General features: G+C 63.7%; 15 protein-coding genes. 1 reads left to right on the top strand and 14 read right to left on the bottom strand.

Annotated features, from left to right (window positions below):
- Positions 1–65: 65 nt before the first annotated feature.
- The 12 genes from ACLIKD_RS13825 to ACLIKD_RS13880 form a co-directional block, all read right to left on the bottom strand.
- Complete coding sequence (locus ACLIKD_RS13825) at positions 66–2,456, bottom strand: efflux RND transporter permease subunit (protein WP_428825527.1); 2,391 nt, start codon at positions 2,454–2,456, stop codon at positions 66–68.
- A gap of 21 nt (positions 2,457–2,477) precedes the next feature.
- A complete protein-coding gene (locus ACLIKD_RS13830) occupies positions 2,478–3,437 on the bottom strand; it encodes a WD40/YVTN/BNR-like repeat-containing protein (RefSeq protein ID WP_428825528.1) in 960 nt (319 codons plus the stop codon).
- Between the two features lie 271 nt (positions 3,438–3,708).
- Positions 3,709–3,900, bottom strand: a complete 192-nt coding sequence (locus ACLIKD_RS13835; RefSeq protein ID WP_428825529.1) for a 2-hydroxymuconate tautomerase — start codon at positions 3,898–3,900, stop codon at positions 3,709–3,711.
- A gap of 18 nt (positions 3,901–3,918) precedes the next feature.
- Positions 3,919–4,707, bottom strand: coding sequence for a 2-oxo-3-hexenedioate decarboxylase (gene dmpH, locus ACLIKD_RS13840; RefSeq protein WP_428825530.1), 789 nt, complete (start codon positions 4,705–4,707; stop codon positions 3,919–3,921).
- Entirely contained in the window at positions 4,704–5,735 is a 1,032-nt protein-coding gene (gene dmpG / locus ACLIKD_RS13845) for a 4-hydroxy-2-oxovalerate aldolase (RefSeq protein WP_428825531.1), read from the bottom strand. The genes dmpH and dmpG overlap by 4 nt, the downstream gene beginning before the upstream one ends.
- Before the next feature lie 12 nt (positions 5,736–5,747).
- Complete coding sequence (locus ACLIKD_RS13850; RefSeq protein WP_428825532.1) at positions 5,748–6,677, bottom strand: acetaldehyde dehydrogenase (acetylating); 930 nt, start codon at positions 6,675–6,677, stop codon at positions 5,748–5,750.
- A 24-nt stretch (positions 6,678–6,701) separates the two neighbouring features.
- Positions 6,702–7,496 (bottom strand): SDR family NAD(P)-dependent oxidoreductase, encoded by a 795-nt coding sequence (locus ACLIKD_RS13855; RefSeq protein ID WP_428825533.1) that lies wholly within the window; start codon positions 7,494–7,496, stop codon positions 6,702–6,704.
- A 10-nt stretch (positions 7,497–7,506) separates the two neighbouring features.
- The gene (gene dmpE / locus ACLIKD_RS13860; RefSeq protein ID WP_226471426.1) at positions 7,507–8,289 is read right to left on the bottom strand and encodes a 2-oxopent-4-enoate hydratase; all 783 of its coding nucleotides are present in this window, start codon (positions 8,287–8,289) and stop codon (positions 7,507–7,509) included.
- A gap of 12 nt (positions 8,290–8,301) precedes the next feature.
- Positions 8,302–9,126, bottom strand: a complete 825-nt coding sequence (locus ACLIKD_RS13865) for an alpha/beta fold hydrolase (protein ID WP_428825534.1) — start codon at positions 9,124–9,126, stop codon at positions 8,302–8,304.
- 13 nt (positions 9,127–9,139) lie between these two features.
- Positions 9,140–10,594 (bottom strand): 2-hydroxymuconic semialdehyde dehydrogenase, encoded by a 1,455-nt coding sequence (locus ACLIKD_RS13870; protein ID WP_428825535.1) that lies wholly within the window; start codon positions 10,592–10,594, stop codon positions 9,140–9,142.
- A 30-nt stretch (positions 10,595–10,624) separates the two neighbouring features.
- Positions 10,625–11,047 (bottom strand): GlcG/HbpS family heme-binding protein, encoded by a 423-nt coding sequence (locus ACLIKD_RS13875; protein ID WP_428825536.1) that lies wholly within the window; start codon positions 11,045–11,047, stop codon positions 10,625–10,627.
- Positions 11,047–11,976, bottom strand: a complete 930-nt coding sequence (locus ACLIKD_RS13880) for a catechol 2,3-dioxygenase (protein WP_428825537.1) — start codon at positions 11,974–11,976, stop codon at positions 11,047–11,049. The genes ACLIKD_RS13875 and ACLIKD_RS13880 overlap by 1 nt, the downstream gene beginning before the upstream one ends.
- Positions 11,977–12,170: 194 nt before the next feature.
- Between ACLIKD_RS13880 and ACLIKD_RS13885 the strand changes: the two genes are divergently transcribed.
- Positions 12,171–12,899 carry a GntR family transcriptional regulator gene (locus ACLIKD_RS13885; RefSeq protein WP_226416833.1) on the top strand — a complete coding sequence of 243 codons (729 nt, stop codon included), beginning with the start codon at positions 12,171–12,173 and terminating at the stop codon, positions 12,897–12,899.
- Here the strand turns inward: ACLIKD_RS13885 and ACLIKD_RS13890 are convergent, their stop codons facing one another.
- On the bottom strand, positions 12,900–13,235 hold the full coding sequence (locus ACLIKD_RS13890) for a 2Fe-2S iron-sulfur cluster-binding protein (protein ID WP_226416834.1): 336 nt from the start codon (positions 13,233–13,235) through the stop codon (positions 12,900–12,902). It lies immediately after the preceding gene.
- 106 nt (positions 13,236–13,341) lie between these two features.
- On the bottom strand, positions 13,342–14,403 hold the full coding sequence (locus tag ACLIKD_RS13895) for an NADH:ubiquinone reductase (Na(+)-transporting) subunit F (RefSeq protein ID WP_428825538.1): 1,062 nt from the start codon (positions 14,401–14,403) through the stop codon (positions 13,342–13,344).
- Positions 14,404–14,407 lie beyond the last annotated feature (4 nt).

Consider the following 14,407-nt stretch of genomic DNA (forward strand, 5'->3'; position numbering starts at 1 on the left):
CCAACGCGTTGGTGTGTTCAAGAAGGATGGCTTTGCTGTTCCCCCCCGGTTTCCGGAGTGTTTTGTTAATCGTTTTCCAGCACCCCGTCCTCGTCGTAATGGACGGCCGTCACAAACTTCGGTTTGAAGACGACGCACCACGACGGCACGATCAGCACGGCGGCGATCGCATTGACGATGAGCATGAAGGAGAGAAGGATCGCGGCGTCCGACTGGAAGCGCAGGTCGGACATGAAGATCCACATCACGACGCCGGCGATCAGCGTCACGGCGGTGAAGCTGACGGCGTAACCGGTGGTGGCGACGGCGTTGATCACCGCTTTCTTGATGTCCTGCAGGTGGGCGTATTCCTCGCGGATGCGGTCCATGAAATAGACCGCGTAGTCGATGCCGACCCCGACCCCAACGGCGATCACCGGCACCGTATTGACGCTGATCCCGATGTCGAGCGCCCCCATGTAGGCATAGGTCATCAGCGTCGAGAAGAGCATCGGCAGCACCATCAGCCAGCCGGCGTGGAAGGAGCTGTAGTAGATCATCACGATCAGGAAAGCGAGGCCCATGACGGCCGGGATGATCACCATGTGGTCGGCATGCAGCGCCTGGTTGCCGGCCGCCGTGACGCCGATGATGCCGCCGCCGAGTTCGATGTGCAGGCCGGGCACTTCCGCCTCGATCTGCTTGATCCCCTCCTCGGCCAGCGCGACGATGCGGTTGATGGTCCCGGCCTGGTGGTCCTTGTAGTAGAAGACCATGTTGGCTTCGCTCTCGTCGGCATTGACGAATTCCTTCAAGGCGCCGGGAATCGGGCTGGAGGCCATGTAGGCGAACATCAGGCCGCCAATTTCGCCGGCCGTGTCGGGCAGCTGCATCCAGCGCGGATCGTCGTTGTGGGTCAGCTTGTTGACCACCCGGACCACCCCCGGCATGGCCTTGGTGCCGCCCAGCGTCGGGTCGTTCAGCATGTGCGCCTGGAAGCGTTCGATGGCGGCCATCACGTCCGGCCGCTTGATGCCGCCGGGTTCTTCAGTGCGGGCCACGACGTGCAGTTCCTCGGAGCCGGGAAAGCGCGTGTTGATCGCCTTGGTCGACACGTTGTAGTCGTGGTTCAGGTGGAGCAGCGGCGAGCCCGGCTCGGATTCGCCGAGTTGCACCTTGCTGACGAAATACATGCCGCCAATCGCCCCGATCAGCGTCAAGATCAGGATCGAACGGGCGCCGCCATCGGTGCCGCCGGTCAGCGCCATGGCCCTGCCGAGGAAGTTGCGGATGCCTTCGTTGCCGTTGGCGTGCTTCTTCGGTGCCGGCAGGATGGTCAGGGCCAGCGGCACCATGAAGTGCACCGTGAAGATCACCGAGAAACCCCAGAAGCCGGCGGCCAGACCGAGCTTGTGGTTGAACGGCGCGGCGCCCAGCATCAGCACGGCAATCCCCAGCGCATCGACGATGATCGCCAGCGAACCCGGCCGGAACAGCGCGTCGAGCGCATTGCGGGCGGCCTTCGGGCCGTCATGGACGATCGCCAGTTCCTCGTAGTAGCGCACCACCAGCTGCACGCCATGCGAGGTGGCGCGGGCGGCGATCAGGAAGGGAATGGGCAGCGACAGCGGTTCGAGATTGATCCCCATGAAGGCCATGAAGCCCAGGCCCCAGATCGACGACAGCGCAATGCCGAGCAACGGCAGCGCGATGCCGTAGAAGCGGCGGAAATAGAGGATGAGCAGCGCCGACAGCAACAACAGCGTCCACGCCAGGATCTCGACGATCTGGTTGAGGTAGGTATAGACCCAGCCGGTCAGCACCGGATTACCCGTGACGTAGATCTGGTGACCCGGCTTCTGCAGGCTTTCGCGTACTTTCTGCAGCGCGGCGAAGGTCGCCGGGTAGTCGATGTCGCCTTCGTTGAGCTGCGCCTTGATCAGCGCCGCCTTCATGTCCGGCGAGACGAGCAGGCCGAAAATGGTCGGGTTGGCGATCACGTCGTTTTTCAGTTGCTCGAGTTCGGCCACCGTCCGGGTCGGCCGCAGCGGATCGTAGTAGGACTCGGACGCGAAACCGCCCTGGTCGTCGAGGAAGACCTTGCGCGCCGTGCGGTGGGTCAGGCTGGTCACCAGGTTGTGATTGACGCCGGGCAGGTTGTCGATGCCCAGTGTGGCTTCGTGGATCAGCTTCAGGGTTTCGTCGTTGAAGATGGTGCCCTTGTCGACCTCGACCGCCATGACGATCATGTTGGCGCCGCCGAAGTTTTCCTTCAGGCGGTTGTAAACCTTGATGTAGGGATGGTTCTGCGGCAGCAGATCGGAAAATTCGGTAAATACCCGCAGGCTGGGCAGGGCCGCGCCGAACAGGCAGGTGATCAAAAACACCAGCGAGAGAACGATCTTCGGGTTGCGGAAAATCCATTCCTCGCCGCGATGCAGGGCGTGGGTAATGGTGTGGCGGAATTGGCTAACCATGGCGTGGTTTTCTCCGGGCTCTTATTGTTTGGCGACGGTGCTGACGGCGCGCAGCAAACCGCCGGGGCCGCCGATGACGACGGCCGACTGGCCGGGCAGCGAAGCGCCGCCACCGAGGAAGACCGGCAGCGGATCGGTATAGGGCAGGACGCGCCAGGTGTCGCCGTCGAGGCGGGCGATGACGCCGCCCGAGCCGACACCGACCGGCACGCCGTCATGCAGGAACAGCCGGTAGAGCGAGGCATGCGCCGCGTTGACCTGCTTCTGCCAGCTCCGGCCGCCATCCGTCGTATGCATGATCTGGCCGGCGATGCCGCTGACCCAGCCTTCGTTGCGGCTGGCGAACAAGGCGGCGTAGGGATAGAAATCGCCGGGAATCTTGGCGCCCTTCTTCCAGCTTGCCCCGCCATCCTCGGAAAACACCGTCAGGCCGAACTCGCCGAGGGCGATGGCGTTCTGGTCGTCGAGAAACTGCAGGCTGGTGATCTGCGTGTCTTCGCCGAGATCGGTGCTCTGCCAGGTCTTGCCCCGGTCCTTGCTACCGGCGATCACCGCGTTGGTGCCGGCGACCCACCAGCCGCCCTGCTTGTCGCAGCTGACGGTCAGCGGCGTGCGTGGCAATTCGAGTGGCACCGATTGCCAGTTGCCGCCGTCGGCATCGGCCGACCACACCTTGTGGTAATGATCGACGGCAACGAAGCCCTGGTCGCCGCAGGTCGCGATATCGACCAGCGACGTATTGCCGAGCGCCCGGCGCTGCCAGCTCTTGCCCTGATCGACGGAAACCAGCGCGGCGCCATCCTGGGTGCCGACCACGACGACCTTGCCGTTGCTGGCCACCGCCTGGGCGATGTCGTAGCGATGCACTGCGCACTGGCGTTCGGCGGCAATGCTGGACATGTCCGGCACTGGCGAACAAGCGGCCAGGAACCCACCCGCAAGTGCCCCCCAGACCGGCAACAACGCAATTTTCCTGGTCATGCTCATACCCTTCCTCCGGTGTCTCGTACCTGTGGCGGTACTTTTTGTTTTCCCGTTCGAATTACGATTAGGAAAACTGATTTACTTGTTTTTGTTGAAGCGAACTATGCCTTCCCGAGAGAAACCCCGTCCAATACCAATTCCCATACCAATCAATACCTTGCGGGTATGAACAACGGTTTTTCAGGCAAAAAGATGCCCCGCCGCCCTGACGGGCGGTTTTTCCTGCTTTTCGGGATGGCCGCTCAGCCCGGCCGGGCTTTACGCGACGCTAGCGCCCGAGGTCCTTGGCGGTCTTGCCGCCAATCCCCCATTGCGCCTTGGGTACGTCGTGGATCCAGACGCGAACGTTTTCCAGCGGCGCGCCGACGGCTTCGCTCAGGGCGGCGCTGACTTTCTCGATGACCGCCTTCTTCTGCTCGTCGGTGCGGCCTTCGATCAGGTAGATCTGGGCAAATGGCATGCTGTCTCCCTTCGCTATTTAAATGAACCGCACGCCGACGCTGCCCAGCGCCTGGATCCGCAGATTGACGTGATCGCCGGCCTGCACCGCGACGGCTTCGGTGACGCCGCCGGAAAGAATCATCGTGCCGGCCGGAATCTCTTCGCCGCGAGCCCCGAGATGGTTGGCCAGCATCGCGATGGCCGCCGCCGGATGGCCGAGGACGGCCGCCCCGGCACCGATCGCCACGGCTTCGCCGTTCTTCTCCATGACAACCCCCAGCGTGCGCAGGTCGACTTCGCCGACCGGCACCGCCTGGCCGCCGAGCACGAAACGCGACGACGAGCAGTTGTCGGCGATGACGCTCTTCAGGTCGAACTTGAAATCGCGGTAGCGCGAATCGATGATTTCGAGGCCGGGCATCACGAAATCGGTCGCTGCCAGCACGTTGCCGATGTGGCAACCAGGCCCCTTCAGGGCCTTTTTCAGCACGAAGACGATTTCCGGCTCGATCTTGGGATGGACCAGTTCGGCCATCTTGATCTCGCCGCCGTCGGCGACGCTGAAGGTGTCGACCAGGAAGCCGAAGCACGGCGTCTCGACGCCCATCTGCTTCATCTTGGCATGCGAGGTCAGGCCGCACTTCAGGCCGACAACCTTGTTGCCGCGCGCCAGCTTGCGCCGCAGGATCTCGTTCTGGATGGCGTAGGCGTCGTCCCAGTCCATTTCCGGATGGGCTTCGGTGATCTTCACCACGTCATGCGCCTGCAACTCGGCGTTTTCCAGATGCTCGGCCAGTTGCTCGATAACTTGTTGTGTCAGTTTCATGCGATCAGTCCTCTTTCGCGCGCCATGGTGATGGCGGTGTCTTCGATCATGTCTTCCTGGCCGCCGACCATGCCGCGGCGGCCCAGCTCGACGAGAATTTCGCGGGCCGGTACGCCGTACTTCACCGAGGCGCGCTTGGCGAACAGCAGGAAGGAGCCGTAGACGCCGGCGTAACCGAGGGTCAGCGCGTCGCGGTCGATACGGATCGGGAAGTCCATGATCGGCACGACCAGGTCTTCGGCAACATCGGTGATCTTGGCGACATCGACACCGGTTTCGATACCCATCAGGCTGCACACGGCGATCAGCACTTCCATCGGCGTGTTGCCGGCCCCGGCGCCGAGGCCGGCGGCGGCCGCGTCGATGCGGTTGGCGCCGACTTCAACGGCGGCGATCGAGTTGGCGATGCCCATCGCCAGGTTGTGGTGGCCGTGGAAACCGAGTTCGGTTTCCGGCTTCAGGGCTGCGCGCACGGCGGCGAGGCGTTCCTTGACGCCGTCCGGCAGCAGGTGGCCGGCCGAGTCGGTGACGTAGATGCAGTTGGCGCCGTAGGACTCCATCAGCTTGGCCTGCTTGACCAAGCCTTCGGCGCTGTTCATGTGGGCCATCATCAGGAAGCCGACGGTATCCATCTCCAGCTTGCGGGCCATCGTGATGTGCTGTTCGGAGACGTCGGCTTCGGTGCAATGGGTGGCGACGCGGATGGTGTTGACGCCGAGGTCGCGCGCCATCTTCAGATGGTCGACGGTGCCGATGCCGGGCAGCAGCAGGGCCGAGACCTTGGCCTGCTTCATCCGGGGAATGACGGCGCCGAGGTATTCCTCGTCGGTATGGGCCGGGAAGCCGTAATTGACTGAGGAACCGCCGAGGCCGTCGCCGTGGGTGACTTCGATCAACGGGACGCCGGCTTCGTCGAGGCCGGTGGCGATGGCGATCATCTGGTCGAGACTCATCAGGTGCCGCTTGGGGTGCATGCCGTCCCGCAGGGTCATGTCGTGGACGGTGATTTTCTTGCCGCGCAAACTCATTTCATATTCTCCTTAGGCTGCCGCTTTTGTGTTTTTGGTCGGCTCGAGCTTGAGCGTGCCCTTGATCATTTCTTCGGCGAACATCTCGGCCGTCCGCGCGCCGGCGGCGGTCATGATGTCGAGATTGCCGGCATAGGTCGGCAGGAAGTCGCCGAGGCCCTGCACTTCGAGGTAGACCGAAACGCGGTTGCCGTCGAAGACCGGGCCGTTGACCAGGCGGTAACCCGGCACGTATTTCTGGACTTCCTTGATCATCGCGTGGATCGATTCGGTGATGGCGGCCTGGTCCGGGGCGGTTTCGGTCAGGCAATGCACGGTGTCGCGCATGATCAGCGGCGGTTCGGCCGGATTGATGATGATGATCGCCTTGCCCTTGGCGGCGCCGCCGACTTTCTCGACGGCCCCGGCAGTGGTCCGGGTGAATTCGTCGATGTTCTTGCGGGTGCCGGGACCGGCGCTCTTCGAGGAGACGGTGGCGACGATTTCGCCGTAGGCCACCTTCTGGACGCGGGACACCGCAGCGACCATCGGGATGGTGGCCTGGCCGCCGCAAGTGACCATATTGACGTTCATTTCCCGTTTGCCGACATGCTCGACCAGATTGACCGGCGGCACGCAGTAGGGGCCGATGGCGGCCGGCGTCAGGTCGATCATCAGCACGCCGAGCTCATTGAGCTTGCGGCTGTTCTCGGCATGGACGTAGGCCGAAGTCGCATCGAAGGCGATCTGGATGTTGTCGGCCAGGACGTGCGGCAGCAGGCCGTCGACGCCGTCGGCGGTGACTTTCAGGCCGAGCTCGGTGGCCCGTTTCAGGCCTTCGGATTCCGGGTCGATGCCGACCATCCAGGCCGGTTCGAGGAAGGGGCTGCGCTTCAGTTTGTAGAGCAGATCGGTCCCGATGTTGCCCGGGCCGATCAGCGCGCATTTGATTTTCTTGCTCATGTTGGAGTCCTTGTTGGAAAGTGTTCAACAAATGGTGGAAACGATCCCGCCTTCGACCCGCAGCGCGGCGCCGGTGGTCGCGGCAGCGCGGGCGCTGCAGACGTAGGCGACGAGTGCGGCGACTTCGGCCGGATCGATCATGCGTTTGAGGATGGAAGTCGGGCGGCCTTCGGCGAAGAAGCGACGCTCCATTTCTTCGAGGGGGATGCCCTGCTCGGCGGCCAGCTTGGCGAAGAATTCGCCGACGCCTTCCGAGCGCGTCGGGCCGGGCAGCACGGCATTGACCGTGACGCCGGTGCCGGCGCAGCTCTGCGCCAGGCCGCGCGACACCGCGAGCTGGGCCGACTTGGTCATGCCGTAATGCACCATCTCGCCCGGCGTGTTGATGGCGGATTCGCTGGAGATGAAGACGATGCGCCCCCAGTCGGCCGCCGTCATGCCCGGCAGATAGTGGCGCGCCAGGCGCACGCCGCTCATCACGTTGGTGTCGAAAAAGCGCTGCCATTCGCTGTCAGGAATATCGGCGAACGGCGCCGGAGCGAAGATGCCGAGGTTGTTCACCAGGATGTCGACCTGCGGCACGGCGGCGGTCAAGGTAGCGATGCCAGCCGGGTTGGACAGGTCGGCCGCAACGCCTGCGACTTCGGCACCGGCGACCAGTCCGCGCAGGCGTTCGACGGCTTCGGCGACAGCTTGCGGCTGCCGGCCGTTGATGACGACGCGTGCCCCTTCGCGGGCCAGTTCGTAGGCGATGGCGAAACCGATGCCCTTGGTCGAACCGCTGACCAGGGCGCGCTTGCCGGATATTTGCAGATCCATGGTCGGCGCCTTAGACGAACTTCACCGAGCAGCCGCCGATGCCGCCGATCGTCACGCGCAGGCTGTCGCCCTTGACCACCGGCACCATGGCACCCATCGCGCCGGACAGCACGATATCGCCGGCCTTCAGCGCAATGCCCAGGCTGCCCAGCGTATTGGCCAGCCAGACCATGGCGTTGACTGGATGGCCCATGGTCGCGGCGCCGGCGCCGGTGACGACGATCTCGCCGTTCTTCTCGAGCACCATGCCGCACAGCGCCAGATCGACCTGGTCGATCGGCACCAGCTTGTCGCCGAGCACGAAGACGCCGCAGGAGGCATTGTCGGCAACGGTATCCTGGATCTTGATCTTCCAGTCCTGGATGCGCGAATCGACGATCTCGAAGCAGGCCATCACGCCCTCGGTCGCCGCCAGCACGTCGGCCGCCGTGACGCCCGGCCCGAGCAGATCCTTCTTCAGCAGGAAGGCGATTTCGCCTTCGGCCTTGGGTTGGATCAGCGTGTCCATCGGGATCGACTCGCCCTCGTTGTACACCATGCCGTCGAGCAGGTAGCCGAAGTCCGGACGATGCACGCCGAGCATGTTCATCACCGCCTTGCTGGTCACGCCGATCTTCTTGCCGACCACTTTCTCGCCCTTTTCCAGGCGACGCGACAGCATGCGCTGCTGGATGTGGTAGGCGTCCTCGACGGTGATCTCGAAACCGCGCGAGGTCAACGGGCTGATCGTCCGGCAGTTGGCGAGGGCTGCGTAGAGCTCGTCGCCCAGTTCATTGATTTGTGATTGTTCCATCGTGTGTGCTCTCTATTCGGCCAGGAAATTGCTGACCAGTTGATTGAAACGGCGGTTGTGCTCGATCTGCGCCCAGTGGCCGCACTGGCCGAAAACATGCAGTTGCGAACGGCTGATCCAGTGGTGCAGGGTCAGCGAGTTGGCGAGCGGAATGACTTGGTCGTCGCGACCGTGGACGATCAACGTATCGTGCGCGATGGCCCGGATATCTGCTTCGCTGCTGGCCAGCGCATCGACCCAGCGCTGGCGCGGGGCCGGGAACATCGCCGCGAAGGCTTCCTGGAAACCCGGCCGGATGCTGGCCTGGTAACGCAGTTCGGCCAGCTCGTCGGTGACCAGGCTGCGGTCGTGGGCGAAGATGTCGAGCAGGCCGCGCATGGCGGCCAGCGACGGCTGGTAACCCCAGACCGCATCCAGTCCCGGCGTGATGGCGAACGGCACGCCGACGCTGCCCATCAGCACCAGCCGGCGCACCCGCTGCGGATGGCGGATGGCCAGGGCCAGCGCGATGGCGCCGCCGAAGGAGTTGCCGACCAGATCGGTCTGCTCGATATCCAGCGCATCGAGCACACCAACGGCGTGATTCACCCAGGCATCGAGCGAGTAGCTAACGCCGACCGGCCGTTCGGTGTAGCCAAAACCCAGCATATCGGGCGCGATCACCCGACGGGAGACAGCCAGGTCCGGCAACACCAAACGCCAGTTGGCCCATGCCGTGACGCCTGGCCCGGAGCCGTGGATCAGCATCACCGGCTGCCCCGTGCCCTGATCGTGGACGTTGGTGGCAAGGCCGGCGGCGACGATGTTGCGACCGATTTCCGGGCTGGTCGTGGTCATGGGTAAATTGCCCTCAGAGCTTGATGCAAATGTTCTTGAGTTCGGTGTAGAACTCAAGCGAATGGACGCCGCCTTCGCGCCCGATACCGGACTGCTTGGCGCCGCCGAACGGCGTGCGCAGGTCGCGCAGGAACCAGCTGTTGACCCAGACCAGGCCGACTTCCATCTTCGCCGCGACGCGGTGGGCGCGGGTGACGTCCTGGGTGTAGACCGAGGCGGCCAGGCCGTAGCTCGTGTTGTTGGCGCGCTTGACGACTTCTTCCTCGCTGTCGAAGGGCATCACTGTCGTGCAGGGCCCGAAGATTTCCTCGCGCACCACCGCGGCATCGTCGCCCAGGCCGGTCCAGATGGTCGGCTGCACCCAGGCGCCGTTGGCCAGTTCGCCCGGCATGTCGGGCACGCCGCCGCCGGTGACGACCGTGGCACCCTCCTCGACCGCCTTCTTGTAATAGGAGAGCACCTTGTCGCGGTGTTCCTGGCTGACCAGCGGCCCCATGTTGCTGGCCGGATCGGAAGGCACGCCGAGCTTCAGCTTTTCGGCACCGGCCTTCAGCGCGGCGACGAATTTGTCGAACAGCGGCCGCTCGACATAGACGCGCTCGGTGCCGAGGCAAACCTGGCCGCAGTTGGAAAAGCAGGAACGCAGCGTGGCTTCAATGGCGACATCGAGATCGGCATCGGCGAAGACGATGGCCGGGTTCTTGCCGCCCATTTCCAGCGATACCGGGCGGGCGCCGTCGGCGGCGGCCTTCATGATCGCCGCACCGGTCCGCGTTTCGCCGGTGAAGGTGATGGCATTGACGCCCTGGTTGCTGGTCAGGAATTCGCCGGCCGAGTTCGGCCCGAAGCCATGCACGACGTTATAGACGCCCTTCGGCACGCCGCAGGCATTCATCACTTCGCCGAGCAGCGTCGCGGTGGACGGCGTTTCTTCCGAGGGTTTGACGACCACGGCGTTGCCGCAGGCCAGGGCCGGGCCGACTTTCCAGGTCATCAGCAGCAACGGCAGGTTCCACGGGCAGACGACACCGACCACACCGACCGGGCGACGCATGGCGTAATTGATCGCGCCCTTGCCGTCCGGAGTGGCCAGCTCGAAGAACTCGGTCGGCGCATTCTTGATGACGTCGGCGAAAATCTTGAAATTGGCGGCGCCGCGCGGGATGTCGATGTGGCTGGCAAGGCTCTTCGGCTTGCCGGTGTCGGCACATTCGGCTTCAAGAAATTCGTCGAAGCGGCGGGTAATCTCGTCGGCCACCTTGTTCAGGATGTCGGTCCGTTCGACCACCGTCATCTTGCCCCACGGCCCTTCCAGGGCGGCACGGGCGGCGGCAACGGCGGCATCGACTTCGCGCTTGCCGGCTTCGTGCACCATGCCGATCACCGAATTGTCGAGCGGCGTGCGTTTTTCGAACTGCTGGCCGGTGGCGACGAATTCGCCGTTGATGAAGTTGAGGATTTGCTTCATTGCTGGTTTTCCTTTTTTGGTTTGCTGTTCTTACGCTAGGCCGATGGCCGCGAGGCCGGCCCGGGCACATGCTTCGTCCTCGGCCTCGGAAGCGCCGGAGACGCCGATGCCGCCGAGCCAGTCGCCCTCGCCGATCGGCAGGCCGCCGCCGAAAACGATCAGCCGGGGTTGCGCCGAGAAGCCGAATTTCATCCCGTCGTCGTGGCCGATGGCCCCCATCCAGGCCTTGGTCGGAAAGCCGAAGCTGGCCGCGGTGTAGGCCTTGTCGATGGCGATGTCGATCGAGTGGATGAAGGCGCCCGGCATGCGCAGGAAGGCCATCAGGTTGCCGCCACGATCGACCACCGCGACATTGATCTTCCAGCCGTTCTGCTCGGCGTGGGCGACCGCCGCCGCGCAGGCAGCAGCCGCCGCCTGCGCGGTGATGCCGGGTTGCGTGGCGGCGACCTGCATCAGGTCACCACGCTCAGGAAGCTGTCGTTCAGCGTGCGGTCGTGATAGAAAATGCCGCGCCCGACGTCGCCCATCGTCCACTTGATCGGCTTGCCGTCCGGGTAGGACTGGTAGCCGCCGCAGAAGGTCTCGAAACGGTTGCCGGACGGATCGAAGGCGTAAATCGTCGTGCCGCGGGTGACGCCGTGCCGGGTCGGGCCGATGTCGATGGAAACGCGATTGATCGACATCAGGTCGGCGGCGCGCAGCACCTTTTCCCAGCTGTCGAGCAGGAAGGAAATGTGGTGCAGCTTGCCCGGCTCGGGATGGCGGACGAAGGCGATGTCGTGCGCCTTGATCGAGGTCGATAGCCAGATGGCCAGGTCGCCGCTGCCGTCTTCCAGTTCGATGTGCTCGACCAGATAGAAACCGAGCACGTCCTGCAGGATGGCCTGAGCCTTTTCGATGTCCGGCCCGTAGCACAGCAGGTGATCGAGGCGGACCGGGGCGATGCCGTGCTCGGCCGCCGGAATCCAGGCTTCCGGATTGATGTAGGGCTGGCCGTTGCCGATGTCGGTCTTCTCGGCATACAGCTCGAAGGTATGGCCGGTGGGCAGCAGGAAGCGGACGCGTTCGCCGGTTTCCAGCATCTCGCGAGCCGGGATGCGTTCGGTCTTGACGCCGTAATTCTTGAGATCGGCTTCCAGCTTGTTCAACGTCGCCACGCTGTCGACCTTGAAGCCGACGAAATCGAGGCCAGCGGTATCGGCCTGGCGGATCAGCACGCTGTTGTGGTCGCGCTCGTCCCAGGCCTTGAAATAGACGCGGCCCTGCGCGTCGCGCCCGGTCTCGACGAGGCCGAGCACGTTGGCGTAAAAGTTGATGCTTTCTTCGAGATCCAGAACACGTATTTGCACGTGCCCCGGACGTAGTACTCCAGTCATTGCCATTTTTTCGTCTCCTTTATTTTTGGCCGGGTCTGTTTGATCAGATCCGGAATCTGTGCAACCGATTAAACATAACGATATTTACAACCAATCTCGATGTCAACGTAAATTCTCGAGATTTTAATAAATCGTGAAAATTTTCCGTCTCGGGTAGAATTACCTCCTCTGGTCAAACCACTTCACAAAACCCGATCGTCATGCAGAAGAACACCGTTACCGCCAACGGCCAGGCCGCCGAACCCAAGACCCTGGTCGAATCCGCCTACCAGGCCCTGCGCCGGGACATCATCGAGTGCCGCCTGCGACCGGGTACCAAGCTGCGTGTCGAGCACCTGAAGAACGACTACGGCGTCGGCGCCGGCACGCTGCGCGAGGCGCTCTCCCTGCTCATCTCCGACGCGCTGGTGGTCAGCCAGGGCCAGCGCGGCTTTCGCGTCGCCCCGGTATCGCTCGACGACTTCGCCGACATCACCCGGACCCGCGTCATGCTCGAGTGCGAAGCGCTGCGCCAGTCGATCGCGGCCGGCGACGACGCCTGGGAGGGCGAACTGATGGTCGCCTTCCATCGTCTGTCGAAGGCCGAGGAACGACTCGGCGAGGCGGCCGGCGAGGCCGAGTGGGAAGAACGCAACCGGGTCTTCCACGAAGTCCTGATCGCCGCCTGCCCGTCGCGCTGGATCAAGCATTTCCTCTCCATCCTCTACCAGCAGGCCGGCCGTTACCGGCATCTGTCGCTGGCCTTCAACCCGATCCCGCGCAACGTCCACGCCGAACACGAAGCGCTGTTCGAAGCGGTGATGGCGCGCGAAGCCGAGCGGGCTGCCGCGATCATGGCCGAGCACATCGAACTGACCTACCGCTCGATCCAGGCGCTGCCCGAGGAACTTCTGCACGGGACGCCCGCCACCGCTCCGCGCGCCGCCTGATCAGGCCAGCGCCGCAGCCGCCGGCTGCGGCGTCCGGCAGACGTTCTTGCTCATCTTGCCGAGGACGCGCAGCCGGATATCGCTGGCCGGCATCACCCGGCAGGCGAGCAGCCGCCCGGCGGCCTCGTCCTCGTGGCTGACGTACTCCCGGCTCATGACCCGCGTCTGGAAACTGCCGGCGGTGATTTCGATCTTGCAGACGCCGCAACCGCCGCCCCGACAACCAACCGGAATGCCCTTCTTGCCGAGCCGTTCCATGCCGACGAGCAGCGACTCCTGCGGCGAGCAACGAAAACTCTCGCCGGTTTCCTCGATGACTACGTTGAAATAAATCATGTCTGGTTGCTTTCTATTAGTTGCCTAGTTGCCTAGGGGTTTGAGCTGCGAGTAAGAGCGCCCCACTCCACTCACTAACAGCTCAAGCCCCCTAGGCAACTAACAGCTAAATATTCCGAAACAGCGGGCTTTTCAGCTGCTGCGAGGCATCGGCCGCGGAGAAGAATTTCTCCATGTAGATGTCGCGCTCGAACAGCCGGCCCTGCATCAGGGTCGAGATGCAGGCTTCGATCATCGCCGGCGGGCCGCACAGGTAGGCCTTGTTGCCACGGAAGTCGTTGCCGAAATGGGCCTTCGCCGCCTCATGCACGAAACCGCGCGCGCCGTCCCAGCCCGAGCCTTCCGCCTCGTGCGACAAAGCCGGCACGTAGCAGAAATTCGGGTACTTGTCGGCCAGGGCCGTGAAGGCGTCGTGGTAGTACAACTCATCGCGATTGCGCTGGCCGTAGACCAGCGTGATCGGCAGTTCGCAGTCGTTGTTCAGCAGGTCCTCGATCATCGATTTCGGACTGGACAGACCGGAGCCGCCGGCCATGAAGATGAGCGGCAGATTGGCCGATTTCTTCACGAAGAAGCGACCGTAGGGCCCGGTCAGTTTCAGCTTTTCGCCAACCTCGAGATTGGCGTGCAGCCAGGTGGTGACCAGGCCGCCCGGCACGATGCGCACGTTGAGTTCGACGATGTTGTCTTCCTGCGGCGCGTTGGCCAGGGAAAACGCCCGCGACTGGCCGCCCAGCGCGGGGATTTCCAGGTTGATGTACTGGCCGGCCTGGAAATGCAGCGGCCGGTCCAGCTTCAGCCAGATGCCCCTGATGGTCGGCGTCAAGTCTTCGATCCGGACCACTTCACCGCTGTAATCCTCGACCGGCAGGTTTTCCGCATCGGGATCGTCCTCGATCTCGGCTTCGATCACCGTGTCGGATTCCAGGCGGGCGCAGCAGGCCAGGCATTTGCCCTCCTCCCGCTCGAAATCCATCAAGGCAAAGGTCGAGGCCTCGCCGTGATCGACCTCGCCGTCCGTGACCTGCACCTTACAGGTCGCACACAGGCCGTGACAGCAGGCGTGCGGCAGATAGATGCCGGCGCGCAGCGCGGCGTCGAGGATGGTCTGCCCGTCTTCGACCTCGATGGTCTGGCCGAGCGGTTCGATGGTCAGTTCGTAAGCCATGACG

Origin of the sequence: Azonexus sp. IMCC34842 (assembly GCF_050368855.1) — a bacterium.
Taxonomy (GTDB): Bacteria; Pseudomonadota; Gammaproteobacteria; order Burkholderiales; family Rhodocyclaceae; genus Azonexus; species Azonexus denitrificans_A.

What these genes read in the sequence shown, in the direction of transcription:
- dmpG (WP_428825531.1), bottom strand. Translation starts at nt 5,735, where the DNA reads ATGAGTTTGCGCGGCAAGAAAATCACCGTCCACGACATGACCCTGCGG.
- ACLIKD_RS13885 (WP_226416833.1), top strand. Translation starts at nt 12,171, where the DNA reads ATGCAGAAGAACACCGTTACCGCCAACGGCCAGGCCGCCGAACCCAAG.
- ACLIKD_RS13835 (WP_428825529.1), bottom strand. Translation starts at nt 3,900, where the DNA reads ATGCCATTTGCCCAGATCTACCTGATCGAAGGCCGCACCGACGAGCAG.
- ACLIKD_RS13855 (WP_428825533.1), bottom strand. Translation starts at nt 7,496, where the DNA reads ATGGATCTGCAAATATCCGGCAAGCGCGCCCTGGTCAGCGGTTCGACC.
- ACLIKD_RS13830 (WP_428825528.1), bottom strand. Translation starts at nt 3,437, where the DNA reads ATGACCAGGAAAATTGCGTTGTTGCCGGTCTGGGGGGCACTTGCGGGT.
- dmpH (WP_428825530.1), bottom strand. Translation starts at nt 4,707, where the DNA reads ATGAAACTGACACAACAAGTTATCGAGCAACTGGCCGAGCATCTGGAA.
- ACLIKD_RS13875 (WP_428825536.1), bottom strand. Translation starts at nt 11,047, where the DNA reads ATGCAGGTCGCCGCCACGCAACCCGGCATCACCGCGCAGGCGGCGGCT.
- ACLIKD_RS13870 (WP_428825535.1), bottom strand. Translation starts at nt 10,594, where the DNA reads ATGAAGCAAATCCTCAACTTCATCAACGGCGAATTCGTCGCCACCGGC.
- ACLIKD_RS13890 (WP_226416834.1), bottom strand. Translation starts at nt 13,235, where the DNA reads ATGATTTATTTCAACGTAGTCATCGAGGAAACCGGCGAGAGTTTTCGT.
- ACLIKD_RS13880 (WP_428825537.1), bottom strand. Translation starts at nt 11,976, where the DNA reads ATGGCAATGACTGGAGTACTACGTCCGGGGCACGTGCAAATACGTGTT.
- ACLIKD_RS13865 (WP_428825534.1), bottom strand. Translation starts at nt 9,126, where the DNA reads ATGACCACGACCAGCCCGGAAATCGGTCGCAACATCGTCGCCGCCGGC.
- dmpE (WP_226471426.1), bottom strand. Translation starts at nt 8,289, where the DNA reads ATGGAACAATCACAAATCAATGAACTGGGCGACGAGCTCTACGCAGCC.
- ACLIKD_RS13850 (WP_428825532.1), bottom strand. Translation starts at nt 6,677, where the DNA reads ATGAGCAAGAAAATCAAATGCGCGCTGATCGGCCCGGGCAACATCGGG.
- ACLIKD_RS13895 (WP_428825538.1), bottom strand. Translation starts at nt 14,403, where the DNA reads ATGGCTTACGAACTGACCATCGAACCGCTCGGCCAGACCATCGAGGTC.
- ACLIKD_RS13825 (WP_428825527.1), bottom strand. Translation starts at nt 2,456, where the DNA reads ATGGTTAGCCAATTCCGCCACACCATTACCCACGCCCTGCATCGCGGC.